This window comes from Ideonella sp. BN130291 (assembly GCF_036231905.1).
Classification (GTDB): Bacteria; Pseudomonadota; Gammaproteobacteria; order Burkholderiales; family Burkholderiaceae_C; genus CAMLIZ01.
In genome coordinates this window covers 256,504-281,401 of record NZ_JAZARE010000006.1, presented here as the reverse complement: position 1 = coordinate 281,401, position 24,898 = coordinate 256,504, and the positions used below count along the sequence as shown (strand labels likewise).

28 protein-coding genes are annotated in these 24,898 nt (G+C 69.3%); 15 read left to right on the top strand and 13 right to left on the bottom strand.

Annotation, left to right across the window (positions count from 1 at the left end; translation table 11 throughout):
- Window positions 1-157 precede the first annotated feature (157 nt).
- Complete coding sequence (gene alr, locus VPH43_RS15070) at window positions 158-1,255, top strand: alanine racemase (protein WP_328578535.1); 1,098 nt, start codon at window positions 158-160, stop codon at window positions 1,253-1,255.
- A gap of 183 nt (window positions 1,256-1,438) precedes the next feature.
- Here alr and VPH43_RS15065 read toward each other — a convergent pair whose 3' ends face one another.
- Window positions 1,439-2,455: a zinc-dependent alcohol dehydrogenase family protein gene (locus tag VPH43_RS15065; RefSeq protein ID WP_328578534.1), complete on the bottom strand. Its 1,017-nt coding sequence runs from the start codon at window positions 2,453-2,455 to the stop codon at window positions 1,439-1,441.
- Between the two features lie 11 nt (window positions 2,456-2,466).
- Window positions 2,467-2,865: a nuclear transport factor 2 family protein gene (locus VPH43_RS15060; protein ID WP_328578533.1), complete on the bottom strand. Its 399-nt coding sequence runs from the start codon at window positions 2,863-2,865 to the stop codon at window positions 2,467-2,469.
- An 85-nt stretch (window positions 2,866-2,950) separates the two neighbouring features.
- Here VPH43_RS15060 and VPH43_RS15055 point away from each other — a divergent pair, with 85 nt between their 5' ends.
- Entirely contained in the window at window positions 2,951-3,931 is a 981-nt protein-coding gene (locus tag VPH43_RS15055) for a LysR family transcriptional regulator (protein ID WP_328578532.1), read from the top strand.
- A 28-nt stretch (window positions 3,932-3,959) separates the two neighbouring features.
- Here VPH43_RS15055 and VPH43_RS15050 read toward each other — a convergent pair whose 3' ends face one another.
- Window positions 3,960-4,364 carry a DUF3224 domain-containing protein gene (locus VPH43_RS15050; RefSeq protein ID WP_328578531.1) on the bottom strand — a complete coding sequence of 135 codons (405 nt, stop codon included), beginning with the start codon at window positions 4,362-4,364 and terminating at the stop codon, window positions 3,960-3,962.
- A 133-nt stretch (window positions 4,365-4,497) separates the two neighbouring features.
- Between VPH43_RS15050 and VPH43_RS15045 the strand changes: the two genes are divergently transcribed.
- The gene (locus tag VPH43_RS15045; protein ID WP_328578530.1) at window positions 4,498-5,364 is read left to right on the top strand and encodes a helix-turn-helix transcriptional regulator; all 867 of its coding nucleotides are present in this window, start codon (window positions 4,498-4,500) and stop codon (window positions 5,362-5,364) included.
- Between the two features lie 55 nt (window positions 5,365-5,419).
- Here VPH43_RS15045 and VPH43_RS15040 read toward each other — a convergent pair whose 3' ends face one another.
- Complete coding sequence (locus VPH43_RS15040; RefSeq protein ID WP_328578529.1) at window positions 5,420-6,916, bottom strand: aminotransferase-like domain-containing protein; 1,497 nt, start codon at window positions 6,914-6,916, stop codon at window positions 5,420-5,422.
- Between the two features lie 172 nt (window positions 6,917-7,088).
- Between VPH43_RS15040 and VPH43_RS15035 the strand changes: the two genes are divergently transcribed.
- The 8 genes from VPH43_RS15035 (at window position 7,089) to VPH43_RS15000 (ending at window position 12,199) form a co-directional block, all read left to right on the top strand.
- Window positions 7,089-7,376, top strand: coding sequence for a DUF2917 domain-containing protein (locus tag VPH43_RS15035; RefSeq protein WP_328578528.1), 288 nt, complete (start codon window positions 7,089-7,091; stop codon window positions 7,374-7,376).
- Window positions 7,373-7,861, top strand: coding sequence for an acyl-CoA thioesterase (locus VPH43_RS15030; RefSeq protein ID WP_328578527.1), 489 nt, complete (start codon window positions 7,373-7,375; stop codon window positions 7,859-7,861). The genes VPH43_RS15035 and VPH43_RS15030 overlap by 4 nt, the downstream gene beginning before the upstream one ends.
- 9 nt (window positions 7,862-7,870) lie before the next feature.
- Window positions 7,871-8,269, top strand: a complete 399-nt coding sequence (gene arfB / locus VPH43_RS15025) for an alternative ribosome rescue aminoacyl-tRNA hydrolase ArfB (RefSeq protein ID WP_328578526.1) — start codon at window positions 7,871-7,873, stop codon at window positions 8,267-8,269.
- Between the two features lie 181 nt (window positions 8,270-8,450).
- Entirely contained in the window at window positions 8,451-9,815 is a 1,365-nt protein-coding gene (gene radA / locus VPH43_RS15020; protein WP_328578525.1) for a DNA repair protein RadA, read from the top strand.
- 16 nt (window positions 9,816-9,831) lie between these two features.
- On the top strand, window positions 9,832-10,605 hold the full coding sequence (locus tag VPH43_RS15015) for a metallophosphoesterase family protein (protein ID WP_328578524.1): 774 nt from the start codon (window positions 9,832-9,834) through the stop codon (window positions 10,603-10,605).
- Window positions 10,602-11,018 (top strand): hypothetical protein, encoded by a 417-nt coding sequence (locus VPH43_RS15010; protein ID WP_328578523.1) that lies wholly within the window; start codon window positions 10,602-10,604, stop codon window positions 11,016-11,018. Before VPH43_RS15015 ends, VPH43_RS15010 begins: the two co-directional genes overlap by 4 nt.
- Before the next feature lie 36 nt (window positions 11,019-11,054).
- A complete protein-coding gene (locus VPH43_RS15005) occupies window positions 11,055-11,978 on the top strand; it encodes a branched-chain amino acid transaminase (protein ID WP_328578522.1) in 924 nt (307 codons plus the stop codon).
- Between the two features lie 14 nt (window positions 11,979-11,992).
- On the top strand, window positions 11,993-12,199 hold the full coding sequence (locus VPH43_RS15000) for a zinc-finger domain-containing protein (RefSeq protein WP_328578521.1): 207 nt from the start codon (window positions 11,993-11,995) through the stop codon (window positions 12,197-12,199).
- Between the two features lie 31 nt (window positions 12,200-12,230).
- On the opposite strand, the gene VPH43_RS14995 is transcribed toward VPH43_RS15000, so the two are convergent.
- The 8 genes from VPH43_RS14995 to VPH43_RS14960 all read right to left on the bottom strand — a co-directional run bounded on the left by VPH43_RS14995 (window position 12,231) and on the right by VPH43_RS14960 (window position 21,150).
- The gene (locus VPH43_RS14995; protein ID WP_328578520.1) at window positions 12,231-13,061 is read right to left on the bottom strand and encodes a LytR/AlgR family response regulator transcription factor; all 831 of its coding nucleotides are present in this window, start codon (window positions 13,059-13,061) and stop codon (window positions 12,231-12,233) included.
- A 49-nt stretch (window positions 13,062-13,110) separates the two neighbouring features.
- Window positions 13,111-13,575, bottom strand: coding sequence for a hypothetical protein (locus VPH43_RS14990; RefSeq protein ID WP_328578519.1), 465 nt, complete (start codon window positions 13,573-13,575; stop codon window positions 13,111-13,113).
- A 1-nt stretch (window position 13,576) separates the two neighbouring features.
- Window positions 13,577-14,923: a sensor histidine kinase gene (locus VPH43_RS14985; protein WP_328578518.1), complete on the bottom strand. Its 1,347-nt coding sequence runs from the start codon at window positions 14,921-14,923 to the stop codon at window positions 13,577-13,579.
- 103 nt (window positions 14,924-15,026) lie between these two features.
- The gene (locus VPH43_RS14980) at window positions 15,027-15,599 is read right to left on the bottom strand and encodes a YceI family protein (protein WP_328578517.1); all 573 of its coding nucleotides are present in this window, start codon (window positions 15,597-15,599) and stop codon (window positions 15,027-15,029) included.
- A gap of 7 nt (window positions 15,600-15,606) precedes the next feature.
- Window positions 15,607-16,182, bottom strand: a complete 576-nt coding sequence (locus VPH43_RS14975; protein WP_328578516.1) for a YceI family protein — start codon at window positions 16,180-16,182, stop codon at window positions 15,607-15,609.
- Between the two features lie 48 nt (window positions 16,183-16,230).
- Entirely contained in the window at window positions 16,231-16,788 is a 558-nt protein-coding gene (locus tag VPH43_RS14970) for a YceI family protein (RefSeq protein WP_328578515.1), read from the bottom strand.
- 36 nt (window positions 16,789-16,824) lie between these two features.
- Window positions 16,825-17,367 carry a cytochrome b gene (locus tag VPH43_RS14965; RefSeq protein WP_328578514.1) on the bottom strand — a complete coding sequence of 181 codons (543 nt, stop codon included), beginning with the start codon at window positions 17,365-17,367 and terminating at the stop codon, window positions 16,825-16,827.
- A 228-nt stretch (window positions 17,368-17,595) separates the two neighbouring features.
- Entirely contained in the window at window positions 17,596-21,150 is a 3,555-nt protein-coding gene (locus VPH43_RS14960) for an indolepyruvate ferredoxin oxidoreductase family protein (RefSeq protein ID WP_328578513.1), read from the bottom strand.
- Between the two features lie 128 nt (window positions 21,151-21,278).
- Here VPH43_RS14960 and VPH43_RS14955 point away from each other — a divergent pair, with 128 nt between their 5' ends.
- Genes VPH43_RS14955 through VPH43_RS14945 form a run of 3 tightly spaced genes read left to right on the top strand, consistent with a single transcriptional unit; the run spans window position 21,279 to window position 23,398 of the window.
- Window positions 21,279-21,821, top strand: coding sequence for an Lrp/AsnC family transcriptional regulator (locus VPH43_RS14955; RefSeq protein WP_328578512.1), 543 nt, complete (start codon window positions 21,279-21,281; stop codon window positions 21,819-21,821).
- A gap of 36 nt (window positions 21,822-21,857) precedes the next feature.
- Window positions 21,858-22,760, top strand: coding sequence for an EamA family transporter (locus tag VPH43_RS14950; RefSeq protein WP_328578511.1), 903 nt, complete (start codon window positions 21,858-21,860; stop codon window positions 22,758-22,760).
- Window positions 22,757-23,398 carry a hypothetical protein gene (locus VPH43_RS14945; RefSeq protein ID WP_328578510.1) on the top strand — a complete coding sequence of 214 codons (642 nt, stop codon included), beginning with the start codon at window positions 22,757-22,759 and terminating at the stop codon, window positions 23,396-23,398. Before VPH43_RS14950 ends, VPH43_RS14945 begins: the two co-directional genes overlap by 4 nt.
- Here VPH43_RS14945 and VPH43_RS14940 read toward each other — a convergent pair.
- Window positions 23,385-24,026: a TetR/AcrR family transcriptional regulator gene (locus VPH43_RS14940; RefSeq protein WP_328578509.1), complete on the bottom strand. Its 642-nt coding sequence runs from the start codon at window positions 24,024-24,026 to the stop codon at window positions 23,385-23,387. The two genes, VPH43_RS14945 and VPH43_RS14940, sit on opposite strands and share 14 nt — an antisense overlap.
- A 108-nt stretch (window positions 24,027-24,134) precedes the next feature.
- Between VPH43_RS14940 and VPH43_RS14935 the strand changes: the two genes are divergently transcribed.
- Window positions 24,135-24,884, top strand: a complete 750-nt coding sequence (locus tag VPH43_RS14935; protein WP_328578508.1) for an SDR family oxidoreductase — start codon at window positions 24,135-24,137, stop codon at window positions 24,882-24,884.
- Window positions 24,885-24,898 lie beyond the last annotated feature (14 nt).

The window sequence follows — 24,898 nt, the reverse complement described above, 5'->3', positions numbered from 1 at the left end:
ACGGTCGGTGCGGAGTGTGGGGTCTCAGACCGTCGGCAAAAGACGGAGCCGGCGGGGTTTATAGCATGCAGGCCCGAAACGACCGGGGGTTGTGCCGGTGCGAGCCTTGCGCTTTGGAGAATTGCTCGACGGGCCGGCTGGCAGAATCTTCCGCACCATGCCCCGCCCGATCGAAGCGCTGATCCACACCGACGCCCTGGCCCACAACCTGCGGCGGGCTCGCCAGGCGGCGCCGGATGCACGGGTCTGGGCGGTGGTGAAGGCCGACGCCTACGGCCATGGCATCGAGCGTGTGTACGAGGCCTTCCGCGCTGCCGACGGATTTGCGCTGTTGGACCTCAACGAGGCGGAGCGGGTGCGCACGCTTGGCTGGCGCGGCCCCATCCTGCTGCTGGAAGGTGCCTTCGAGCCGCGCGACCTGGAGCTGTGTTCCCGCCTGGACCTGTGGCATGTGGTGCACAACGACGCCCAGATCGACTGGCTGGCCGCGCACAAGACCCAGCGCCCGCACCGGGTGTTCCTCAAGATGAACTCCGGCATGAACCGGCTCGGTTTTGCGCCCCATGCCTACCGCAGCGCCTGGACCCGGCTGAACGCGCTGCCGCAGGTGGACGAGATCTCGCTGGTCACCCATTTCTCGGACGCCGACGGCCCGCGCGGCATCGGGCACCAGGTGCAGGCCTTCGTGGAGGCCACGCGCGACCTGCCCGGCGAACGCTCGCTCAGCAACAGCGCCGCCACCTTGCGCCATGCCCACCTGCCGGAGGTGCGGGCCGACTGGGTGCGCACCGGGATCATGAGCTTCGGCTCCGCCCCCGACCATCCCGAGCACGACATCGCCCACTGGGGCCTGCAGCCGGCCATGACCCTGCGCACCCGGCTGATCGCGGTGCACGACCTGCAGCCCGGCGACACCGTGGGCTACGGCAGCACCTTCCGCGCCGAGACGCCGCTGCGCGTCGGCACCGCCGCTTGCGGTTATGCCGACGGGTATCCGCGCCACTGCGGCACCGGCACGCCGGTGCTGGTGGACGGCGTGCGCTGCCGCACGCTGGGTCGGGTGTCCATGGACATGATCGCGGTCGACCTGTCCCCGGTGCCCGATGCCGGCCTGGGCAGCGAGGTCACCTTGTGGGGCCGCGGGCCGCACGGCAGCCTGCTGCCGATCGACGAGGTGGCGCACGCGGCCGGCACGCTGGGCTACGAACTGATGTGCGCGCTGGCGCGCCGGGTGCCGGTCAGCGTGGTGGCCTGAGAAGGTGTGAACGAACCCGTCATGCCCGCTCATCCTTCGCAAACGGCCCCACTCGTCGTTGCAAATGCTCGCCGTGGCCCGAGCTACGGCTGTGCTTTGCGCCTAGATTGAGTCCGTTTGCGCAGCCTGCTCGCGCACGCCCGGTTCATTCACACCTTCTGAGCGCAGAGCTGCGCGCCCGGTTCACGACGCCACCCGGATCACTGTCTTGCCCACCGCCTGGCCCTGGGCGTACCAGGCCAGCGCCGCCGGCGCGTCCTCGAAGTCGAACACGCGTGCGATGACCGGGCGCAGGGTGTTGACCGCCATCGTGCGGGCGAAGGCGGCCAGCTGTTCGCGGCTGCCGGCCGCCACCGGGCGCAGCACGGCGCCCGAGGCGAACACCGCATTGGCGTCGATCAACGAGCTGCCACCCGCGGCAGTGCCGACAAAAGCGATCTCGCCGCCCAGGGCCACCGACTGCAGTGACTGCGGCAAGGTGGCGCCGCCGCCCACCTCCACCACGTGCTGCACCCCGGTACCGCCGGTGAGCCGTTTGACCTCGGCCGACCAGTCGGGCACCACGCCGCGGTCGATCACCGCGTCCGCGCCCAGCTTGCGCAGCTGCCGCGCCTTGGCCTCGCCCGAGCTGGTGGCGATCACGCGTGCACCAAAGGCCTTGGCGACTTGCAGCGCAAACGGCGAGACGCCGCCGGAGCCGAGCACCAGCACGTCCTGCCCCGCCTGCAAGGGCAGGCCGCCGGTGAGGGCGTTCCAGGCGGTGACCCCGGCACACGGCAGGCAGGCGGCCTCCTCCCAGGACAGGTGGTCGGGCACCGGCACCAGCGCGTCCTGCGGCAGCACTGCGTATTCGGTCAGCATGCCGTCGAGCGAGCCACCGAGCTGGGCGGCGCGCTGCGCGGTGAACGGCCCGGCCTGCCAATGGGGAAAGATGGACGCCACCACGCGGTCGCTCAGGGCGAACCGGTGCGCCCCTGCGCCCAGCTGCACGACTTCGGCGGCGCCATCGCACAGGCCGATCACGTCCGGCTTCACCGGCAGGGGGTAACGGCCCTGCTGCAGGATCATCAGCTCGCGAAAGTTCAGCGACACGGCGTGCACCTTCAGCAGCACCTCGCCCGGCCCGGGCTGCGGCACTTCGTGCTCACGCAGCACCAGGCCCTGCAGCCCCGCGCCCAGGGTCATGTGATAGCTCTTCATGATGGGCTCCTTCAAGCCGGGCGCTTGACGTAGCCGCGGCCTTCAACGATGCGGCCGCCGCGCACGGTCATCACGTTCAGCCCGCGCGACACCTCGGCCGGCCCGGGCCCGGTGCGGTACTCCCAGAAGATCAGGCCACGTTCGCCCATCACCACCACCTCTTCCAAGGTGAAGTGGCCGTTGCGGTTGGCGGCGATCTCCAGCCACATCGCCAGGCAGGCCGGGCCGCCCACCAGGTGCGTGCTGTCGGCCGTGGGCTGCGAGCGCTCGACCACGCAGTCGGGCGCGATCAGCGGCGGCAGCAGCGCAGGCTCGTGGCGCAGGAAGGCTTCGTTGAAGCGGCGCAGCACCTCGGCGGTGGCGGAGGTGCTGCTCTCAAATGCGGTGGCGGTGGAGGGGTCGGCGTACATGGTGTCTCCCAAAGGGTTGCAATGCAGCGCAGTGTTGCGACCGCATGCCGATGCGTCCAACGCATTCGGCACATACACTCGATGCATGGACCGCATTGCATCGCCCACCCGGCTCGACAGCCGCGACCTGCGTCTGGTGCTCGCGCTGGCCACTGCACGCAGCACCGCCGGCGCGGCCACCAGCCTGCACCTCACCCAGCCGGCCGTCAGCCGTGCGCTGCTGGCTGCGGAGCACAAGCTCGGTGTGCGCCTGTTCGAGCGCACGCCGCGCGGCCTGGAGCCCACGCCCGCCGGCCACGCGCTGCTGCGCGGCGCCCCGCCCCTGTTGGCGGAGCTGCAGCAGCTGGAGGCACAGCTGCGTGCCCCGGCCACACCGGTGCAGCCGCTGCGCCTGGTGTGCGAGTGCTACACCGCCTACCACTGGATGCCGAGCGCGGTGCGCGCACTGCAAGCCGCGCTGCCGGGGGTGTCGTTGCAGATCGCGTTGGACGGCACGCGCGATCCGGTGGCCGCGCTGCTGGCCGGCGAGATCGACGTCGCGCTGATCAGCGAGGCGCCCACGCCGCGCAGCCGCCGCCTGGTGGACAAACCGCTGTTTGCCGACGAAGTGGTGTTCGTGATGGCGGCCTCGCATCGCCTGGCGGCGCTGCCGGCACTCACGCGGGCCGACCTGGCCGGCGAAACCCTGCTCACCTCGCGTCTGCCCACCCGCGACATGGGCTGGTTCCACAAGCCGCTTGCAGCCCGGCGGGGCGAGGCGCCGCTGCACTACCAGCTGATGCCGCTGACAGAGGCGGTGATCGACTTCGCGCGCGCCGGCATGGGCATCGGCGTGTTGTCCGAATGGGTGGCCGAGCCGCACCTGCGGCGCGGCGACGTGGTGGCGCGCCGCCTGGCGCGCACGCCGCTGCGCCGGCCCTGGCGCCTGGTGTGGCGCAAGGACGTGGAGCCGGCGGCACTGGCGCTGTGGCGGGTGCTGCAAAGCGCGGCACCGCGCCTCACCAGCCTGCCCGGGCTGCGCGCGAAGCCGGCCTCGGCGCCGCCGCCAGAGCGCCTGCGCGCCTGACCGGCGCAGTGCTCCCCTGCCGGCGCGCTCAGCGCGGCTCGGGCAGGCTGTACTCGAACCGGTATGAGTGTTTGCCGCCTTCGATGATGATCGTCATGCGCCCCTCCAGCCCGGTGAGCTCGCCGGTGCCCGAATCGGGCACCACGCTGATCGACTGCACCGGCGCACCGCGCCGCATCGTCGAGCTGTGCTGCAAGGTGAAGCTGCCCTCGCGCCCGTGCAGGCGGCCGGTCACGGTTTCCATCGCCACGTAGCCGGCGGAGCCCTCCACCGGGCTGCGGAAGGCGAGCATCTCCCCCTGGCTGCGTGCTTCCAGGTCGCCGTGGAACTGCTTGTCCAGCGACATGCGGCCCAGGCCTGCCGCCGAGGCCGGCGCACTGGGCGCCTCCGGATTGAGCTTCACCTCGAACGGGCCGGTGGCGGTGGTGGTCATGCGAGTCTCCTTGTGCGGGGCGGCCGGCGCGTCGGCGCAGTGTGCTGCCGGAGCCGACAGCAGCACGGCGGCGGTTGTGGCCGCTGCGGCGATGATGCGCGATCTGGGCGTCATGCAAAACAACCTTGACGGGATGAGCATCGATTTGAACAGGGCGGACGCATCGCCGATTGCAAAAACGCGACGCGACCCCGGCGCACCGCGCGGCGTGCTGCGCCGCCACCTCGGCCCCGGCACCTTCCGGCACGACCGCCTGGCGCCCGGCTCCGCATTGGCCGACTGGCTGGAGCACTTCTGGTGCGTGCGCTGGGACATGGGCGCTGCACCGCCGCAGGTGCAGGAGACGCTGCCCCATCCCAATGTGCACCTCGTCGTGGAGGCGGGCCGCACGGCGGTGTGGGGTGTGCACGAGGGCCGCTTCAGGCGCGAGCTGGCCGGCTGCGGCCTGGTGTTCGGCGTGAAGTTCAAGGCCGGTGCCTTCCGGCCCTGGTTCGGGCGGCCGGTGTCGCAGCTGGTGAACCGCTCCGCCAGCCTGGCCGAGGTGTTCGGCGGCGCTTGCCAGGCGCTCGAAACGCAGGTGCTGACTGCCGGCGACATGGCAGCCATGGCGGCCACCATGGAGCGTTTCCTGCGGCCGCGTTGCCCACCGCCCAATCCGCAGGCGGCGTGGGTGGCCCACATCGTTGCCGGCATCGTGCACGACCGCGATCTCACGCGCGTGGAGGCACTCGCCCAGCGCTGCGGCGTCAGTCCGCGTGCGCTGCAGCGGCTGTTCAACGACTACGTGGGCATCGGTCCCAAATGGGTGATCAAGCGCTACCGCATGCACGACGCCATCGAGCGGCTGCAGCACGGCGCGCCGGTGGACTGGCCCGCGCTGGCGCAGGAGCTGGGGTATTTCGACCAGGCGCACTTCATCCGCGACTTCAAGCGCCTGGTGGGCCGCACGCCCGCGGCCTATGCACGGGCGGAAGCCGCGGGCGCCGCCAAGGGAGGCTAGAAGCCGCCCCGCACCCGGCTGCTGCGGCTTGCGCGCCGCGGTTCTCCGGCCGGCCTCAGGCCGCTTCCCACTGGGTGGTGGGCGCGGCGACCGGCGCTTCGGCCAGCTTGGCCACGATCTGCCCCAGCCGGCGCAGCGCCGAGTCGAGCTCCGGTGTCCAGGGCTGGCCGTATTGCAGCCGGATGAAGTGGTCGAAACGCCGGCTGATGCTGAAGGCCGCGCCCGGCGCCACGCCGATGTGCTCCAGCCGCGCCAGCGCAAACACCGCGCGCGAGTCCACATGGCGCGGCAGCTCGATCCACAGCAGCAGCCCACCCTGGGGCAGGCTGAGCCGGCAGCCCATGGGGAAGTAGCGCGCCACCGCATCGGCCATCTGGTGCGCCTGGGTCTTGAGCGCGGCGCGCAGCCGGCGCAGGTGGTGGTCGTAGCCGCCATCGCGCATGAACTCTGCCAGCACTTCCTGCTGCAGCATCGGGCAGGCCACCGAGGTGCGCATCTTCAGCGCCTGCGTCTTGAGGAAATGTCGCCCGGGCGCCACCCAGCCGATGCGGTAGCCCGGCGCCACCGTCTTGGTGAAGGCCGAGCACAGGATCACGTCGTTGTGTTCGTCGAAGCTCTTGAGCACCGGCGGGCGCTGGTCGCCGAAATACAGCTCGCCGTAGATGTCGCTTTCGATCAGCGTGATGCCGCGGTCGGCGCACAGCTGCACCAGCTGGCGCTTGCGCTCCACCGGCATCAGGCTGCCACCGGGGTTGGGAAAGTGCGGCAGCAGGATGCAGGCCTTCACGGCGCCCGGCGTTTGCGTCGCGAAGTCCAGTGCCTCCAGCGAAATGCCCACCCTCGGATGGCTGGGGATCTCCAGCGCCCGCATGCCCAGGCTTTCCACCGACTGCAGCAGGTGGAAGTAGGTGGGCGATTCCAGCGCGATGGTGTCGCCGGCGCTGGCCACGGATTTCAGCGCCAGGTACATCGCCTCCATGCCGCCGTTGGTGACAACGATCTCTTCCGGCCGCAGTTGCACGCCCGAGCCGACCGCCCGGCGTGCGATCTGCTGGCGCAGGGCGAGGCTGCCGCCCATGTTGTAGGTGGTGGCGTATTCCGGGTGGCGCCGGTTCACGCTGGCCAGGATGTGCTGCAGCTTGGCTTCCGGCAGCAGCGAGCGCGCCGGCGCGGCGTGGAAAGCGGGCAGCGCGAGCGGGTCCTCCACCGTGAGCAGGAACTCGTGCAGCACGTGGTCCATGCTCACGAAGCTGGCCGCGTCCACCCGCAGGTCGAACTGCGGCTCCGGCAGCGAGGGTGCCCGCGGCATCACGAAATAACCGGACTTGGGCCGCGCCTGCACGATGCCCTGGTTCTCCAGGTGGCGCAGGGCCTGCAGCGCGGTGGTGATGCTCACGCCGTGCTGCAGGCTGAGCTGGCGCACGGAGGGCAGGCGGGCGCCGGCGCGCAGCGCGCCGCTGGCAATGCCGCGTTCGATCTGGCCCGCAATGCGTTGGTACAGGGTGTCGGCCCCCGGAACGGCGGCGGACGGCGATCGCGCAGAGTCGTCCATGCACCCTATTGTGAGGAGTTCCTGCGCTGCCGTACCGGCACAGATGTGCCCAGTTGCGGGCAATACAGCGCACAGCGGCGGGCCAACTGTGCTGCTCCATTTGGTTCTGCTCTGGCTCTGTCGGTCGGGCGGCCGGCTGCCGACACTGGACGCCATTGACAAGGAGCGCCCCATGACCACCACCGCCCAGCCCACCCTCCTGCAACTGCGCGAAGGCCAGCACCTGCGCTGCAACGACGAGCACCCGGTGCGCCTGAGCGTGCTGCAGGGCCGGGTCTGGCTCACGCGGGCCGGCGACCCGGATGACCACTTCCTGGTCGCTGGCCAGTCCATGGCGCTGGCCGCCGGCGCCCAAGCGGTGCTCAGTGCGGAGGGCGGGCCGGCCGAGGTGCGGCTGCTGCAGCAAGAGCCTGGCCGCACAATGCAGGCACTTCAGCCCGCGCTTTGCGACCCCTCATGACCCTGCCTTCCCACCAGCTCTCCATGACGGTGCTGATGACGCCGGACACCGCCAACTTTGCCGGCAACGTGCACGGCGGCACCATCCTCAAGCTCCTGGACCAGGTGGCCTATGCCTGCGCCAGCCGCTACGCCGGGCGCTACGTGGTCACCCTGTCGGTGGACCAGGTGGTGTTCCGCTCGCCCATCCACGTGGGCGAGCTGGTCACCTTTTTGGCCAGCGTGAACCACACCGGCACCTCGTCGATGGAGGTCGGCGTGAAGGTGATCGCCGAGAACATCCGCACCCAGGAAGAGCGGCATGTGAACAGCTGCTTCTTCACGATGGTGGCAGTGGACGACGAACGCAAGCCGGTGCCGGTGCCGCCGCTGCAGCCGGCCACGCCAGCGGAAAAGCACCGCTGCGAGGCGGCCAAGCTGCGCAAGCAGCTGCGCCAGGAGCTGGAGCGCCGCTACCAGGAAATCCGGCAGGAAGCCACGAGCTGATCCGTCGCCATGCCGCAGGTGCGCCCGGACGAGGTGGAGTGGACAGCGATCCGCGCCCAGGGCGCGGGCGGGCAGAACGTCAACAAGGTGTCCAGCGCAGTGCAGCTGCGCTTTGACGTCCACGCGTCGTCCCTGCCGGAGGCGGTGAAGGCGCGCCTGCTGGCCCTGGGTGACCAGCGCATCACCGGCGAGGGCGTGGTGGTGATCAAGGCGCAGACCCACCGCAGCCAGCCGATGAACCTGGCCGAAGCCATGGAGCGGCTGCAGGCGCTGGTGGACAGCGTGGCCACGCCGCCCAAGCCGCGCAAGCCCACCAAACCGACGTTCGGCTCCAAGCAGCGGCGGCTGGAGGGCAAGAGCCAGCGCGGCCAGGTGAAGGCGCTGCGCGGCAAGGTGGGCGACGGCTAGGAGGCCGCGCGGCAGAAGCCGCGCTGCCTCCTAGCCTGCGGCTTAAGGCATGGCTCCCCGAGCCCCCTCCAGGAGGGAGCTCCAGCGCGACCGACCGCACCCTCCAGCCTCCCTCCACGAGGGAGGCTCCAGTCAGCCCGGGGAGCGGCCGCCAGGCGGCCGGGGGCTCCACAATCCGCGCATGGCGAAGGAAAAAACGGTTTACGTCTGCACCCAGTGCGGCGGCACCAGCCCCAAGTGGCTGGGCAAGTGCCCCGAGTGCGGCGCCTGGAACACGCTGGAAGAAAGCGTGGCGGACAACACCACCAGCGCGCGCCACCGCTTCCAGGCCCTGGCCAAGTCGATGCCGGCGGCCACCTTGTCCGAGATCGAGGCGTCGGACGTGGACCGCACGCCCACCGGCATCGAGGAGCTGGACCGGGTGCTGGGCGGCGGCATCGTGGCCGGGGGCGTGGTGCTGATCGGCGGCGACCCGGGCATCGGCAAGTCGACCCTGCTGCTGCAGGCGGTGGATGCGCTGTCGCTCCAGGTGCCGGTGCTCTATGTCACCGGGGAAGAGAGCACCGCGCAGGTGGCGCTGCGCTCGCGCCGGCTCGGCCTGGCCGGCACCAAGGTGCGGGTGCTGGCGGAGATCCAGCTGGAGAAGATCCTCGCCACCGTCGCCAGCGAGCAGCCGGCCTTCTGCGTGATCGACTCCATTCAGACGGTGTATTCCGACCAGCTCACCTCGGCGCCCGGCTCGGTGGCGCAGGTGCGCGAGTGCGCGGCGCAGTTGACCCGCACCGCCAAGGCCACCGGCACGGCGATGGTGCTGGTGGGCCATGTCACCAAGGAAGGCACGCTGGCCGGCCCGCGCGTGCTGGAGCACATCGTGGACACGGTGCTCTATTTCGAGGGCGACACGCATTCCAGCTTCCGCCTGGTGCGGGCCTTCAAGAACCGCTTCGGCGCGGTCAACGAGATCGGCGTGTTCGCCATGACCGAACGCGGCCTCAAGGGCGTGACCAACCCGAGCGCGATCTTCCTGTCCACCCATGGCGAGCCGGTGCCCGGCTCGGTGGTGCTGGTCACGCTGGAGGGCACGCGGCCGATGCTGGTGGAGATCCAGGCGCTGGTGGATTCCGGCGGCCCCAGCCCGCGGCGCCTGTCGGTGGGCCTGGACCGAGACCGCCTGGCGATGCTGCTGGCGGTGCTGCACCGCCATGCCGGGGTGGCCTGCATGGACCAGGACGTGTTCGTCAACGCGGTGGGCGGTGTGCGCATCAGCGAGCCGGCGGCGGACCTGGCGGTGCTGCTGGCCATCCAGAGCTCGCTGCGCGGGCGGCCGCTGCCGCGCGGTTTCATCGCCTTCGGCGAGGTCGGCCTGGCGGGCGAGGTGCGGCCGGCACCGCGCGGGCAGGAGCGCCTGAAGGAGGCGGCCAAGCTCGGCTTCAGCATCGCAGTGGTGCCCAAGGCCAATGCCCCGAAGAAGCCGATCGAAGGGCTGACCATCCACGCGGTCGAGCGCATCGAAGAAGCGATCGAAGTGGCCCGCAGCCTGCATTGACCAAAGGGAGCCTCCCGTGCGCATCGCCGCCATCTCCGACATCCACGGCAACCTGCCCGCACTCGAGGCGGTGCTGGCCGACATCGCACGCTGCGGGGCCGATGTGACCGTGAACCTCGGCGACATCCTCTCCGGGCCGTTGTGGCCGGCGGAAACCGCCGACCGCCTGATGCCGCTGGGCCTGCCCGCCATCGCCGGCAACCATGAACGCCAGGTGCTCACGCAGGCCCTGGAGCGCATGAGCGCCACCGACGCCCACACCGTGCGCTGCCTGCAGGCCGAGCACCGCGACTGGCTGGCGAGCCTGCCGCCCACCATGGCGCTGAACGACGAGGTGCTGCTGTGCCATGGCACACCGACGAGTGACCTGATTTACTGGCTGGACAGCGTGACGCCGGACTTCGGCCGGCATGGCAGCACCGGCATGCGCCCCGCCAGCGCCGCCGAGGCGCAGGAGCGCCTGGGTGCGGTGACGCACCCGCTGGTCCTGTGCGGCCACACCCATGTGCCGCGCGCCATGCAGGTGGGCCGCAGCCTCGTGGTCAACCCCGGCAGCGTGGGCCTGCAGGCCTACGACGACGAGCATCCGCACCCGCATCACATGGAAGTGGGCAGCCCGCACGCGCGCTGGGCGCTGCTGGTGCGCCAGCCCGGCGGCTGGCAGGTGGAGCAGCACGCCGTGCCCTACGACTGGGCAACGGCTGCGGCGCAAGCCGAGCGCAACGCCCGGCCCGACTGGGCGTTTGCCCTGCGCACCGGCCGCGTGGCCCCGGCTAGGATCGCGGCATGAATCGTTGGATCGTCTGGGCGGTGGCGGTGCTGGTCACCGCCGCGGGGTATGCGCGCTTCGGCTGGCAGGGCGCGGTGGTGGGCATCACGCTCTCGGTGTTCTGGCTGCTGCTGGAATTCAGCCGCACCCTGCGCGTGCTGCGCCAGGCCGGCCATGCGCCCATGGGCCATGTGGAAAGCGCGGTCATGCTGCAGAGCAAGCTCAAGCCGGGATTGCGCCTGATCGACGTGCTGAAGATCACGCGCAGCCTGGGCGAACGGCTGGACAGCACGGGCGCCGCCGGCCCCGAGCGCTGGCGCTGGACCGACCCGGGCGGCGACCAGCTCACGCTGGCGCTGCGCGGCGGCCGGCTGGTGGGCTGGGAACTGTCGCGCGCTGAGGTGGCGCAGGGCGTGCAGGAGCCCGCGCTCTAGAATCACAGCCCCTGAAAACGCCTTTGGAGACCCGCGATGTCGATGGCTGACCGCGACGGCAAGATCTGGATGGACGGCGAGCTGGTGGACTGGCGCGACGCCAGGATCCATGTGCTCACCCACACGCTGCACTACGGCTGCGGCGCATTCGAAGGCGTACGGGCCTACAACACCGTCAACGGCACGGCGATCTTCCGGCTGCGCGAACACACCGAGCGGCTGTTCAACAGCGGCAAGATCCTGCGCATGAAGATCCCGTTCTCGATGCAGCAGGTGATGGACGCGCAGTGCGAGGTGGTGCGCGCCAACAAGCTCGAGAGCTGCTACATCCGACCGCTGATCTGGGTCGGCGACGAGAAGCTGGGTGTCAGCCCCAAGGGCAACACCATCCACCTGATGGTGGCCGCCTGGACCTGGGGCGCCTACCTGGGCGACGAGGGTCTGCGGCGCGGCATCCGCGTCAAGACTTCCAGCTACACCCGTCACCACGTGAACATCACGATGACGCAGGCGAAGACGGTGTCCAACTACACCAATTCCATCCTCGCCAACATGGAAGCCACCGACGATGGCTACGACGAGGCCCTGCTGCTGGATGCATCGGGCTTCGTGAGCGAAGGCGCGGGCGAGAACCTGTTCGTCATCAAGGGCGGCGTGGTCTACACGCCCGACCTGTCGGCCGGCGCCTTGAACGGCATCACCCGCAACACCATCTTCGCCATCTGCCAGGACCTCGGCCTGAAGCTGGTGGAAAAGCGCATCACGCGCGATGAGGTGTACATCTGCGACGAGGCTTTCTTCACCGGCACCGCCGCCGAAGTGACGCCGATCCGCGAGCTCGACCGCATCCAGATCGGCGAGGGCGCACGCGGCCCCATCACCGAGAAGATCCAGAGCGCGTTTTTCGACATCGTCAACGGGCGCAATGCGAAGTACGCCGAGTGGCTGACCAAGGTCTGAAGAGCAAGAGCCGTATGAACGAAGCTAAATCCGTCGTCGAAGTGCTGGCCAGCGACCTGCAGGGGCCGGGCGTGGTGTTCTGCCCCAACCCCAAGATGCCCTTGTGGGCCAGTCACCCCAAGGTGTTCATCGACGTCACCACCACCGGCGAAGGCTGGTGCCCGTACTGCAGCACGGTCTACAAGCTGAAGGCCGGCGAGAAGGTCTCCGCCGGCCACTGACCGGCCCCCAGCATGTAGCGGCCAGCGGCCGCTACATGCCTTTGAAGAGACCGGTGTAGCTGCGGCTGACCTCGAGCTTCTCCGGGTGCCCCTTCACCGTCACGATCTGGCGGCCGCGCAGGTCGCGGGTCACGCCGGAGATGGCGGTCGCGTTCACCAGCGTCGAGCGGTGGATCTGCCAGAAGAGTTCCGGGTCCAGCTCGTCCACCAGCTCCTTGATCGGCTTGCGGATCAGCGCTTCCACCGTGGCGGTCTGCACCCGGGTGTACTTCTCGTCGGAGATGAAGAACAGCACGTCCTCCACCGGGATCATCTGGATGCTCTGGCCCACGGTGGCCTGGATCCAGCGCAGGTAGCTGGGCTTGCCGCTGGGGTTCAAGCTGGCTGACAGCTTGTGCAGCAGCTGCTGCAGCGGCTTGGCTGCCACATCGGCGTCGCCCTGGCCGTCGCGCGCGGCCAGGCGCTTCTTGATGCGGCCCACCGTCACCTGCAGGCGCTCGCGTTCGGCCGGCTTGAGCACGTAGTCGGCCACGCCCTGCTCGAAAGCCTCCACCGCGTACTGGTCGTAAGCGGTGATGAAGACGATCTCGCAGCCGTCCCAGTCGTCATCGGTGGGCAGCTGGGCGATCTGGCGCGCGGCGTCCACGCCGGTCAGGCCCGGCATGCGGATGTCCAGGAACACGATGTCCGGGTGGTGCTGCGACACCAGCTCCACCGCCTCGGTGCCGTTCTTAGCCTCGCCCACGATCTGCAGCTCCGGCCATACCTCGGCCAGGCGGGCGCGCAGCTGGTCGCGCATCAGGCGTTCGTCATCGGCGATGACGCAGCGCACGGGTGGGGCAGTGGAGGAGTCGGTGTTCATGGGGTTTCCTGGCGCGATGCCCGCCATGGCGCCGGACGGCGCACGGGCGTCAGGCCGGGATCGTAGTGGATGCCGGCGGCGGCCGGCGGTTGCTGCGCCGCACCAGCCACCACACCAGCAGCACCGGCAGCAGCAGCGGCGAACACAGCACCGCCAGCGTCACCCCCAGGCACAGCAGCCCGACGGCCAGGCCGAACACCGCCAGCACGGCCGGCACGCCCAGGCCCACCAGCAGCGCCAGCGGCACCACGATCAGCACGACGAGCAGCGCGAGCAGCACGCCGCCGATGGCCAGCAGCCATTCACCGCCCGCTGCGCCGGGAATCGTGATGCTGTCGTCGTCGATCACCAGCGTGATCGACTCGTGTGGCGCGCCCACCATCCACCATAGCGCAAACATCACGGCGGTCAGCAGCACCAGCACGGCGGCGGCTCCGAACGCCAACCGCAGGAAGGTGCGCAGGCCGGAACGGGCCGGGCGCGACGTGGGTGAAACGGTCATGGTGTTCGTCATCTCACGCTCCTTCCTGGTTGCGATGGGTGTAGGGCACGGTGATGGTCACCACGGTGCCGCTGGGCTGGTTCTCGGTGACGGTGAGCGTGGCCTTGGTGCCGTACAGCAGCTGCAGGCGCTCGCGGATGTTGGCCAGCCCCACGCCGGTGCCGGCGGTGGCGGCCTTGCCGAAGCCCAGGCCGGTGTCGGCCACGGTGATGCACAGCTTGCCGTGGCGGATCTCGGCGCGCACGCTGAGCTTGCCACCTTCGGCCTTGGGCTCCAGGCCGTGCTTGATCGCGTTTTCCACCAGGCTCTGGATCATCATCGGCGGGAACTCGGCCGACTGCAGGCCCTCCGGCACGTCCAGCTCCACCTGCAGGCGCTCTTCCATGCGCACCTTCAGGATCTCCAGGTAGGGCTTGATCACCGCCATTTCGCGCGCCAGCTCCCGCATGCCGCTGGCGTGGGTTTCGCGCATGGTGGGCATCGACGCGCGCAGCAGCGCGATCAGGTTCTTCTGCATCTGGCTGGCGCGTGCGGGGTCGGTTTCGATCAGGTGGTCGATCGAGGCCAGGGTGTTGAACAGGAAATGCGGTTCCACCTGGGCCTGCATGGCGGCCATGCGCGCTTCCACCACCTGGCGCTTGAGCGATTCGCTCTCGGCGCGTTCGGTGGCCACCGCGGCCACGGCTTCCGCCTTCTTGCGGCCGGTGCCCATCACCTTGGCGATGATGGAGGCCACGATGATGATGAGCATCAGCGGCACCAGCACCTCGCCGAGCACGAAGCCGGGCACATGCTCGTAGCGGGGGCGCCCAGCGGCTTCAGCGGCGGCAGCTTCCGCGGCCGCCTCGTTGGCCGCTTCGATCGCCGAGCGGATCTCGTCCTTGGCCTCCTCGATCGCGCGGCGCACCTCCTCGGTGTTGGCGCCGGGTGGCAGCTTGATGTTCACGTCCGGCACTTCGGGCGTTGCCGGCGTGGCGGGCGCTCCGGACGCTGCGGAGGCGGCCGGATCCGCGCTCACGTGGCCGTTGATGTGAACGCCATCGTCGTCCACCGTGACCACCACGCCGGGTGTCTTGGCCGCCCTGGCTTTGGCCTTGGCTTTTGCTTTCGCCGCGGCATGGCGGTCCGGCTCCACCAACCGGGTGCCGCCGCCCCATTCCGTGCTGAAGGGCGGCATGCTCGACAGGATGCCCGTGCCCGCCAGCGCCAGCGCCCCCAGCAGCACCAGCCGCTTCCAGCTTTGCGAAGCCAGCCAATCGGCGTAGCGGCGGAGGAACTGCATGGCGACCAGGCGGGCGGCCTGCAGTCGCTCTGCCCAGTCAGGGGCCTTGTACACCGGCGAGGATGGCTTGTTGTCCATGGCCCGCACTGTACGGGGCGCTCCCGGGCCGCCCAAGCGCCCTGCGACGAGGCGTGCGGCCGCCCCGACAGGCTGCACCGAACGCGGACAGGCCGTCTGGGCCTCAGGGCTCCCGGATGCCCTCGACCTGGATCTTCAGCGTCACGCGGTCGGAGACGAAGGCCACGCCGAATGCGGCGCCGAAGTCGCTGCGCAGCAGCTCGGCCACGAAATCGCCGCCGCAGACCTCGCGCTGGAGCAGCGGATGCGGGTGGCAGCCGTAGTGCACGGCCTTGAGCGTGAGCGCCTGGCTGACGCCATGCAGCGTGAGCTCGCCGCGCAGCTCGCGCACCGCGTCGCCGTCGAAGCGGAAGCGCTCGGCCACGAAGTAGGCATTGGGATGGTCGGCGCAGCCCAGCAGGTCGCGCTCGCACAGCCGCCGGTCGAGCAGCGGCACGCCGGTGTCCACGCGGGCGGTGGGGATCGTGAGGCCCACATGGCCGGTGCCAGCCTGCGAGTCCAGTCGCACGTACCCACTCACCGGCCCGAAGCGGCCGCGCAGGGTCGAGGTGCCGAAATGCAGCACCTCGAAGGTGATGAAGCTGTGGTCCGGGTCCAGCCGGTAGCTGCGGGGCTCCGCGTGGCTGCTGCCCGCCGCCAAGGTGGCGAGCAGCAGGACCGCGGCGCGCCGCAGCATGGGAGCCTTATTGCTTGACCGCTTCCACCTGCACCAGCAGGTGCACCGCGTCGGGGAAGCCGTAGTTCAGGCCCCAGCTCACGCCCCACTGGCTGCGCTGGATGGTGGTTTCGAAGTCGCCGCCGCAGACCTCGCGCTTGAGCATCGGGCTCTGGTAGCAGTTGAAGTTGGTCGCCTTCAGGGTGACCGGGTGGGTCTTGCCCATCATCGTCAGCGTGCCCGCGACTTCGGTGACCTTGTCACCGTTGAAGCTGAATTTGTCGGCTGCGAACTTGGCGGTGGGGAACTTGGCGGTGTCGAAGAAGTCCGCGCCCTGCAGGTGCTTGTCCAGCGCCGGCACGCCGCTGTTCACTGCGTTGGTGTCCAACGTGAGATCGACCTTGCCGGTCTTGGCGGCCTTGTCGAACTGCACGCTGCCTTCCTTGGCCTGCCAGCGGCCGCGGACGGTGGAGGTGCCGAAGTGCGGCATCTCGAACATCACGCTGGTGTGCGTGGGGTCGATGGCATAGGTGGCCGGTTCGGCGTGGGCAATGCCCGTGGCGAGCAGGGCCGCCGCAACGGCGGCCAGGGTGAACGACTTCATGCAGTACCTCGGAGGGTTGGTGTTGGAAAAAAACGGATCACAGGGCCGTCACAGGGGGCCCACGCCGCTGAGCGCGAGCTTGAACTTCACCTGCACGTCGTTGGCGACCATGGACGTGTCCGCCCATTCGCCTTCGCCGATCTTGAAGTCCAGCCGCTTGAGCACGAAGGTGCCGCTGGCGGTGGTGACGCCGCCAGCCTGCGCCAGCGTCACCGGCACTACCACATCACGGGCGTTGCCCTTGATGGCCAGCTTGCCGGCCACGTCGAACTTGCCCGCGCCGGTGGCCTTGACGCTGGTGGACTGGAAGCTGGCCTGCGGGAACTTCTTGGTATCGAACCAGGGCTGCTTCACCAGCTCGGCTTCGCTTTCCGGCGCGCCCAGCGACACGCTCGCCAGGTCGATGGTGATGCCGATCTTGGCGGCCTCGGGCTTCTTGGGGTCGAACGCCACCTGGGCGTTGAAGGTGCGGAACTTGCCGTCCACCGGCACGCCCATCTGGCGGCTGGTGAAGGCCACCTCGCTCTGCGCGGGCAGCAGTTTCTGCTCGGCGAAGGCGGGGGCGCTCAGGGCGACGGCGAGGGCGGCGAACAGCAGTGGTTTCATGGCGATCGATGAAGGTGTAAAGACGGACCTACGAACTCAGGCCCGGCCGGGACGCATGCGGTCCAGCAGGCCGTCGCGGTCGACGAAGTGGTGTTTCAGCGCCGCGGCCACGTGCATCAGCACCAGCACCGCCAGCAGCCAGGCCAGCCGGCCATGCCAGGGCTTGATGGCGTCGGCCAGCGCCTTGTCGGGCGACACGAAATCAGGCAGCGGCAACACGCCGTACAGCACGATCGGGAAACCGGCCGCCGAGGAATAGGCCCAGCCCACCAGCGGCACCGCGAAGAACAACAGGTACAGGCCCCAATGGGTCACATGTGCCGCCTGGCGCTGCCATGCCGGCATCGGCAGGTCAGCCGGCGGCCGGTGGAACAGGCGCCACAGCAGGCGCAGAGCCGACAGCGCCAGGATGGTGACCCCCGCCCACTTGTGCCAGTTGTAGAGCTTGAGGCGGCGCGGCGAGAACGGCAGGTCGGCCATGTACAGGCCGAAACAGAACGAAGCGACGATCATCAGCGCCAGCAGCCAGTGGAAGGCGATGGCCACGGTGGAATAGCGCTGGACGGGCGTGTCGGTCATGGGAGGATGCTTGCGCTGCAGTGGGGCGAGTCTCGGCCGGCCACCGTGCACAACGGTTCACCGCTGTTCACTTCACGATTCAAACGCGGTGAAAGGTCGACCCGGCGCCGGCCCGGGTGAATGCCGGCAATGTGCCGCGCGGTTCAAGGTGCCGTGCAAGCAAAAGCTTCCGCGGCCCAAAGACAACGGCGGCCGAAGCCGCCGTTGTTCACCGGAAGAAGTGCCCGCTCAAGCCGCCTGTTGCACCGCGCCGGAGCGCCACTGCACCATCAGCTGCTGCCACTTCGGCCGCGCGCTGGCCAGGTGGCGTGCCTTCACGTGGCCGTAACCCCGGATGTCTTCAGGGATGCGGGCGATCTCCACCGCGAGCGACAGGTTGGCTGCATCCAGGCCGGTGAGAAGCTCCTCGATCGAAGCCCGGTACTCGGCGATCAGCGCGCGTTCGGTCCTGCGCTCCTCGGTGCGGCCGAAGACGTCGAAGGCAGTGCCGCGCAGGCCCTTCATCTTCGCCAGCACGCCGAACGCCTTGAGCATCCAAGGCCCGTATTGGCGCTTGACCAGCTCGCCCTTGTCGTTGGTCTTGGCCAGCAGCGGCGGCGCCAGGTGGAAGTTGATCTTGTAGTCGCCTTCGAACTGGGCCGCGATTTTCTCGGCGAAGCCGGTGTCGCTGTGCAGGCGGGCCACCTCGTACTCGTCCTTGTAGGCCATCAGCTTGAACAGGTAGCGTGCCACCGCCTCGGTGAGCTTCCTGCTGTTGAGCGGCGTCTCGGCCGAGCGCACCTTCTCCACGAAGGCCTGGTACTGCGACGCGTAATCGGCGTCCTGGTAGTCGGTGAGGAAGGCCACGCGCTTGGCGATCATCTCGTCCAGCGAGGGCTTTTTCACCAGCTGGATCACGCTGTTCGCCTGGTACAGGGCCTGCACCGCAGCCAGGTCATGCGCCGCACGACGGCCCCATTCGAAGGCGGCCTTGTTGGCATCGATTTGCACGCCGTTCAACTCGATCGCGCGCATCAGCGCGGCGTGGCTCAGCGGCACGCGGCCTTGCTGCCAGGCATAGCCCAGCATCAGCGGGTTGGCGTAGATGGAGTCGCCCAGCAGCTTGGTGGCCAGCTCGTCGGCATCCACGCTGCCCACGCCCGCGGCACCGGAGCCGATGGCGGTTTCGCAGGCGTTGCCTGGGTACTGCCAGTTCGGGTTGATCACGAACGAGGCGGTGGGCGACTTGTGCGAGTTCAGCGCCACGTAGGTGCGCTCGGGGTGCATCACCGCCAGCGTGGCCTTGTTGGCCGCGACGATCTCGTCGCAGGCGATCACGAGGTCCGCCTTGGCCGTGTCCACCTTGGTGGTATGGATGGCGTCGGCCCGGTTGGCGATCTGGATGTGGCTCCAGGTCGCGCCGCCCTTTTGTGCCAGGCCGGCCGCGTCCTGCGTGACCACGCCCTTGCCTTCCAGGTGCGCCGCCATGCCCAGCAGCTGGCCGATGGTGATGACGCCGGTGCCGCCGACGCCGGCCACCACGATGCCCCAGGCTTCCTCGGCCAGCGGCAGGCTCGGCTCGGGGATGGGCGCCATCTCGAAGGGGTTGAGCTTCCTGTCCTTCTTGGGCTTCTTCAGCTGCCCGCCTTCGACCGTGACGAAGCTGGGGCAGAAGCCCTTCACGCAGGAGTAGTCCTTGTTGCAGCTGTTCTGGTTGATCTGGCGCTTGCGGCCGAACTCGGTCTCCACCGGCTCCACGCTCATGCAGTTGCTCTGCACCGAGCAGTCGCCGCAGCCTTCGCACACCAGCTCGTTGATCACCACGCGCTTGGCCGGGTCCACCATCTTGCCGCGCTTGCGGCGACGCCGCTTCTCGGTGGCGCAGGTCTGGTCGTAGATGATGGCCGTGGTGCCCTTGAGCTCGCGGTACTGGCGCTGGAGGGTGTCGAGCTCATCGCGGTGGTGCACGGTCACGCCCGGGATCAGCGCCACGCCCTGGTACTTCTGTGGCTCGTCGGTCACGATGCACAGCGCGCTCACGCCTTCGGCCTTCAGGCTCTGCATGATCTGCAGCACGCTGTGGCCCTCGGGCCGCTCGCCCACCTGCTGGCCGCCGGTCATGGCCACGGCGTCGTTGTAGAGGATCTTGTAGGTGATGTTCACGCCGGCCGCGATGCTCTGGCGGATGGCGAGCAGGCCGCTGTGGAAGTAGGTGCCGTCACCCAGGTTGGCGAAGATGTGGTTCTCGCTGGTGAACGGCGCCTGGCCCACCCATGGCACGCCCTCGCCGCCCATCTGGGTGAAGGTGCTGGTGTGGCGGCCGGGCATCCAGTTCACCATGTAGTGGCAGCCGATGCCGGCCACCGCACGCGAGCCTTCGGGCACGCGCGTGCTGGTGTTGTGCGGGCAGCCGGAGCAGAACCAGGGCGTGCGGTCGGCGCCGGCGGTGTTCACCTCGATCAGGCTGCGTTCCTTGGCCTCGATGACGGCGATGCGCGCCTCCATGCGGGCGGCGATGTCGGCCGGCACGCCCAGCTTCTTCAGCCGCTTGGCGATCGCCTTGGCGATGATGGCCGGCGTGAGGTCGGCCTTGGGCCGCAGCAGCCAGTTCTCGCTCGGGTTGGGCAGCGCCCATTCGCCGCCCGAAGCGTCGCCTTCCTGCTCGTCGAACTTGCCCAGCACGTTGGGGCGCACGTCCGGGCGCCAGCCGTAGAGCTGCTCCTTCAGCTGGTACTCGATGACCTGGCGCTTCTCCTCGACCACCAGGATCTCCTGCAGCCCGAGCGCGAAGTCGCGTGCGATGGTGGCTTCCAGCGGCCACACGACGTTCACCTTGTGCAGGCGGATGCCCAGCGTGCGGCAGGTGTCGTCGTCCAGGCCCAGGTCGTGCAGCGCCTGGCGGGTGTCGTTGAAGCTCTTGCCGCTGGCAATGATGCCGAAGCGGTCGTGCGGGCCGTCGATGACGTTGTGGTTCAGCTTGTTGGCGCGCACATAGGCCAGCGCCGCGTACCACTTGTAGTCCATCAGCCGCGCTTCCTGCTCCAGCGGCGCGTCGGGCCAGCGGATGTGCAGGCCGCCAGGCGGCATGATGAAGTCGTCCGGCGTGACGATGTTCACCCGGTCCGGGTCCACCGAGATCGAGGACGCCGACTCCACCACCTCCTGGATCGTCTTCATGCCCGACCACAGGCCGGAGAAGCGGCTCATGGCGATGGCGTGCAGGCCCATGTCCAGGATGTCCTGCACGCTGGACGGAAAGAACACCGGCAGGCCGCAGGCCTTGAAGATGTGGTCGCTCTGGTGGGCGGCGGTGGAGCTCTTGGCGATGTGGTCGTCGCCGGCAATGGCGATCACGCCGCCGTGTTTCGCGGTGCCGGCCATGTTGGCGTGCTTGAACACGTCGGAGCAGCGGTCCACGCCCGGGCCCTTGCCGTACCAGATGCCGAACACGCCGTCGAACTTGTTCTTTTCGGGGTAGAGGTCCAGCTGCTGCGTGCCCCACACCGCGGTGGCGCCCAGCTCCTCGTTCACGCCGGGCTGGAACACGATGTTCTGTGCGGCCAGGTGCTTCTTGGCCTGCCACAGCGCCTGGTCGTAGGTGCCCAGCGGGGAGCCACGGTAGCCGCTGATGAAGCCGGCGGTGTTCAACCCGGCCATCGCATCGCGCTTGCGCTGCAGCATCGGCAGCCGCACCAGCGCCTGCACGCCGCTCATGAAGGCGCGGCCGGATTCGAGCGCGTACTTGTCGTCCAGCGTCACCGATTCCAGGGCTTTGCGGATGGACTCGGGCAGGGGTGCGTTCATGGGTGTTCCGGCGCGTGAAGCTAGGCTGCACAGTCTATAGATTCCCGCCGGCCACGTGGTTTCGTTGTTTGCCGATGTGCCGGCCTCCGGAGCAATAATCGCGGCTGATCAGGCGCCGGGACGAAACGATGTCATCGCGAAGTGCGAATTCAGGGAAAACCACCAGCTCCGAGCCGGGCACCGAGCGGCATGGCAGCGGGCTGGACCGCTACGACGTCGCCATCCTGGCGGAGCTGCAGCGCGACGCCCGACTGTCCAATGCCGAGCTGGCCAACCGCATCGGCCTGTCCACCGCGCCCACCTGGCGCCGGGTGAAGTGGCTGGAGGAGCAGGGTTACATCACCGGCTACCGCGCCGAGCTGGACCGCCGCAAGATCGGCCTGGGCGTGCTGGCCTTCGTGCGGGTGGACGCCGAGCGCAACAACGCCGAAGCCACCCGCGCGCTGGAAGCGGCGATCCGCTCGCTGCCCGAGGTGATCGCCTGCCACTACATCAGCGGTGCCGGCACCTTCGAGCTGCAGGTGATGTGCACCGACCTCGACGCCTATTCGCGCTGGTCCATGGACACCTTGTTCAAGCTGCCCAACGTGAAGGACATCCACACCAGCTTTTCGCTCGGCGAGGTGAAGGCCGGCGCCGCCCTGCCGCTGGGGCACCTCAAGCGGCCCTGAGCGCGCCCTGTTACCGTGGCGGCGATGAACGCCGCCATGCCGCTTCGCCACCTGCTGCTCGCCCTGGCCGTGGTCGCCGTGTGGGGCAGCAACTTCGTCGTCATCAAGCTCGGGCTGGCGCAATTGCCGCCGCTGCTGTTCGCCACCCTGCGCTTCGTGTTCGCGGTGCTGCCGGCGGTGCTGTTCCTGCGGCGGCCGGCGGTGCCCTGGCGCGAGCTGGCGGCCTATGGGGTGCTCATCGGTGCCGGCCAGTTCGGCCTGCTGTACCTGGCGATGCATGGCCACATCTCGCCCGGGCTCGCTTCGCTGGTGGTGCAGACGCAGGTGTTCTTCACCATCGGCCTGTCGATGCGGATCAGTCATGAGCGGCTTCAATCGTTCCAGTGGGCCGCGCTGGTGTTGGCGGTGGCCGGCATCGCGGTCATTGCCGCCCACACCGATGCGGACACCTCGGTGCTCGGGCTGGTGCTGGTGCTGCTGGCCGCGCTCAGCTGGGCCGCCGGCAACCTGGTGGCGCGCCGCGCGGTCGGCGTGAACATGCTGGCTTATGTGGTGTGGGCCAGCCTGTTCTCGGTGCCACCCTTGCTGCTGCTGTCCTTGGTGTTCGAGGGTCCGGCGTCCATGCTGCACGGGCTGCAGCAGGCCAGCATGGCCACCTGGGCGGCAGTGTTGTGGCAGTCGGTGGGCAACACGCTTTTCGGTTATGCGGCCTGGGCCTGGCTGCTGGCGCGCCACCCGGCCGCCACGGTGTCGCCGATGGCGCTGCTGGTGCCGGTGTTCGGCATGGCGGCGTCCGCCTTCTGGCTGGGTGAAAGCCTGCCCGGCTGGAAGCTGGGCGCGGCGGCGCTGGTGCTGGCGGGGCTGGCGACCAATGTGTTCTGGCCGCGCTGGCGAAGCCTGTGGCGCACCACGCCGGCGGTGACCAAGGACCTCCCATGAAACAGTGGCTCATGGGCTGGGTGCTCGCTTGTGCCACGCCAGCCGTCTTTGCGGCCGAGGCAGCGCTGCCGCAGCGCAACCTGGCGGTGGAACTGCGCTGGGTGACGTCGCAGCAGCGCAGCGGGCAGGACCTGTCCGCCGGCGGTGGGGTGGTGGTGGGCACGAACGGCACTGTGGATGCGCGCGGCAGCGTGGTGCTGCGTGCGGGCGATCAGCGCAGCGAAGCCGACCAGGTGCAGCGTGTGACCGTGCTCAATGGCGGGCGGGCCGGCATGCGCCTCACGCAGTCGCTGCCGGTGCAATGGCTGGAGGTGGCGACCACGCCGCGCGGGCCGGCCGCGCTGCTGCGCCAGGGCTTGATGGAGGCCGGCACGGCCTTCGAGCTGCGGCCGCGCTGGCCCGGAGGCCCGGCACCGGTGACGGTGGAGGTGGCACACCAGGACAGCCGCGCTGCGCGGGGCGACATCGGCAGCACCAACGGTGGCGTGTTCACCACCGTGCAACTGCCCTTGAACGAATGGGTGAGCGTGGCCGAAAGCGTGGACCAGGGGCGTGCCATGGAGCGCGGCGCCTTGTCCACGCGCGACGTGGCCGCCAGCCAGCGTCGCCTGCTGCAGATGCGCGTCAGCCTGCCGTAGCGGCGCGGCGGCGCGGGCGTTTCGGCGCTGGTGGCCACACCGCCATCGCGGCATCGACCACGCCCTCCAGCCGCGTGCGGTCGGCGCCGCCTTTGGACATGACCGCCATGCCGGTGAGCACCGCGCCGAACAGGGTGGCGAGCTGGTGCGCGTCCATCCCGGGCGGCAGCTCGGTCTGGGGGTCGGCCCGCTCCAGGCGCTTCTGCATTCGCGCGACACCCCCGCCCAGCGCATTGCGCAAGGCGGCTTCCACCGCCGCGGGCGTGCCGGGGCTGCCGCAGTCTGCCGTGCCGGTGACGACGAAGCAGCCGCCGGGCAGCTTGGGGTCGGCCTGCATCGCGGCCATGGTGCGCATGAAGTGCTCGACCGCCGCGCGGGCATCCGCTTCCTGTTCGAGCAGGTCCACCTGCAGCTCCACCTGGCGCGCCACGTAGCGGTTCAGGCACTGCAGGTACAGCGACTCCTTGTCGCCGAACGCGGCATACAGGCTCGGCTTGCTCAAGCCCGTGGCCGCGGTGAGCTCGGCCATCGACGCGCCCTGGAAGCCCAGGCGCCAGAACACCTGCGTGGCCTGCTCCAGCGCGGTGTCCATATCGAAGCTGCGGGGCCGTCCCCTTTCTGCGTTCATGGCTTCTTTCCGGGTGTCCGTTGACAAGATTCTATACCGACCGGTACATTAAATACCGAGCGGTACAGAAATGCGCCGCCACCACCTCAACCCCTCAGGAGAATTTCCATGCGACGACTCGAAGGCAAGACCGCCCTCATCACCGGCGGCACCACCGGCATCGGCCGGGCCACGGCAGAACTGTTCATCCAGGAGGGCGCGCGCGTCGCCATCACCGGCCAGAGCGCCGAGCGGGTGGCCGAAGCCGCCGCCGCGCTGGGCCACGGCACCCTCGGCCTGCGCGCCGACGCCAGCTCCGCTGCCGACATGGCCGACGTGGCCAAGCGCCTGCAGGCCGAGTTCGGTGGCCTGGACATCGTGTTCGCGAACGCCGGCATCGCCCATCCGCGGCCGCTCGCCGACGTGGACGAGGCCCACATCGACCAGCAGTTCAACGTGAACGTGAAGGGGGTGATCTACACCGTGCAGAAGCTGCTGCCCATCCTGCGCAAGCCCGCGAGCATCGTGCTCACCGCCAGCACGGTGGCCGAGCTGGGCACGGCCGGCATGTCGGTGTACGCCGCCACCAAGGCGGCGGTGCGCTCGCTGGCGCGCACCTTGTCGGCCGAGCTGTCGCCGCAAGGCATCCGCGTCAACGTGGTGAGCCCGGGCCCGATCGAAACGCCGATCTTCGGCAAGATGGGTTTGCCGCAAGCCGCGGTGGACGAATGGGCCGCTTCCATCCAGGGCAAGGTGCCGATGGCGCGCTTCGGCCAGGCCAGCGAAGTGGCCAAGGCGGTGCTTTTCCTCGCCAGCGACGATTCGTCCTACATGCTGGGCGAGAACGTGCTGGTGGATGGCGGCATGGCCACCGTGTAATCGGTAGCGATCTG

Excerpts from the sequence above, each read along its gene's own strand:
- VPH43_RS15040 (WP_328578529.1), bottom strand. The coding sequence starts at position 6,916 with ATGGACGACTCTGCGCGATCGCCGTCCGCCGCCGTTCCGGGGGCCGAC.
- VPH43_RS15055 (WP_328578532.1), top strand. The coding sequence starts at position 2,951 with ATGGACCGCATTGCATCGCCCACCCGGCTCGACAGCCGCGACCTGCGT.
- VPH43_RS14950 (WP_328578511.1), top strand. The coding sequence starts at position 21,858 with ATGCCGCTTCGCCACCTGCTGCTCGCCCTGGCCGTGGTCGCCGTGTGG.
- VPH43_RS15010 (WP_328578523.1), top strand. The coding sequence starts at position 10,602 with ATGAATCGTTGGATCGTCTGGGCGGTGGCGGTGCTGGTCACCGCCGCG.
- VPH43_RS14970 (WP_328578515.1), bottom strand. The coding sequence starts at position 16,788 with ATGAAACCACTGCTGTTCGCCGCCCTCGCCGTCGCCCTGAGCGCCCCC.
- VPH43_RS15005 (WP_328578522.1), top strand. The coding sequence starts at position 11,055 with ATGTCGATGGCTGACCGCGACGGCAAGATCTGGATGGACGGCGAGCTG.
- VPH43_RS14975 (WP_328578516.1), bottom strand. The coding sequence starts at position 16,182 with ATGAAGTCGTTCACCCTGGCCGCCGTTGCGGCGGCCCTGCTCGCCACG.
- VPH43_RS14960 (WP_328578513.1), bottom strand. The coding sequence starts at position 21,150 with ATGAACGCACCCCTGCCCGAGTCCATCCGCAAAGCCCTGGAATCGGTG.
- VPH43_RS15000 (WP_328578521.1), top strand. The coding sequence starts at position 11,993 with ATGAACGAAGCTAAATCCGTCGTCGAAGTGCTGGCCAGCGACCTGCAG.
- VPH43_RS15065 (WP_328578534.1), bottom strand. The coding sequence starts at position 2,455 with ATGAAGAGCTATCACATGACCCTGGGCGCGGGGCTGCAGGGCCTGGTG.
- VPH43_RS15045 (WP_328578530.1), top strand. The coding sequence starts at position 4,498 with ATGAGCATCGATTTGAACAGGGCGGACGCATCGCCGATTGCAAAAACG.
- radA (WP_328578525.1), top strand. The coding sequence starts at position 8,451 with ATGGCGAAGGAAAAAACGGTTTACGTCTGCACCCAGTGCGGCGGCACC.
- VPH43_RS15030 (WP_328578527.1), top strand. The coding sequence starts at position 7,373 with ATGACCCTGCCTTCCCACCAGCTCTCCATGACGGTGCTGATGACGCCG.
- VPH43_RS14965 (WP_328578514.1), bottom strand. The coding sequence starts at position 17,367 with ATGACCGACACGCCCGTCCAGCGCTATTCCACCGTGGCCATCGCCTTC.
- VPH43_RS14980 (WP_328578517.1), bottom strand. The coding sequence starts at position 15,599 with ATGCTGCGGCGCGCCGCGGTCCTGCTGCTCGCCACCTTGGCGGCGGGC.
- VPH43_RS15060 (WP_328578533.1), bottom strand. The coding sequence starts at position 2,865 with ATGTACGCCGACCCCTCCACCGCCACCGCATTTGAGAGCAGCACCTCC.
- arfB (WP_328578526.1), top strand. The coding sequence starts at position 7,871 with ATGCCGCAGGTGCGCCCGGACGAGGTGGAGTGGACAGCGATCCGCGCC.
- VPH43_RS15050 (WP_328578531.1), bottom strand. The coding sequence starts at position 4,364 with ATGACCACCACCGCCACCGGCCCGTTCGAGGTGAAGCTCAATCCGGAG.
- VPH43_RS14940 (WP_328578509.1), bottom strand. The coding sequence starts at position 24,026 with ATGAACGCAGAAAGGGGACGGCCCCGCAGCTTCGATATGGACACCGCG.
- VPH43_RS14990 (WP_328578519.1), bottom strand. The coding sequence starts at position 13,575 with ATGACGAACACCATGACCGTTTCACCCACGTCGCGCCCGGCCCGTTCC.
- VPH43_RS15035 (WP_328578528.1), top strand. The coding sequence starts at position 7,089 with ATGACCACCACCGCCCAGCCCACCCTCCTGCAACTGCGCGAAGGCCAG.
- VPH43_RS14995 (WP_328578520.1), bottom strand. The coding sequence starts at position 13,061 with ATGAACACCGACTCCTCCACTGCCCCACCCGTGCGCTGCGTCATCGCC.
- alr (WP_328578535.1), top strand. The coding sequence starts at position 158 with ATGCCCCGCCCGATCGAAGCGCTGATCCACACCGACGCCCTGGCCCAC.
- VPH43_RS14945 (WP_328578510.1), top strand. The coding sequence starts at position 22,757 with ATGAAACAGTGGCTCATGGGCTGGGTGCTCGCTTGTGCCACGCCAGCC.
- VPH43_RS14955 (WP_328578512.1), top strand. The coding sequence starts at position 21,279 with ATGTCATCGCGAAGTGCGAATTCAGGGAAAACCACCAGCTCCGAGCCG.
- VPH43_RS14985 (WP_328578518.1), bottom strand. The coding sequence starts at position 14,923 with ATGGACAACAAGCCATCCTCGCCGGTGTACAAGGCCCCTGACTGGGCA.
- VPH43_RS14935 (WP_328578508.1), top strand. The coding sequence starts at position 24,135 with ATGCGACGACTCGAAGGCAAGACCGCCCTCATCACCGGCGGCACCACC.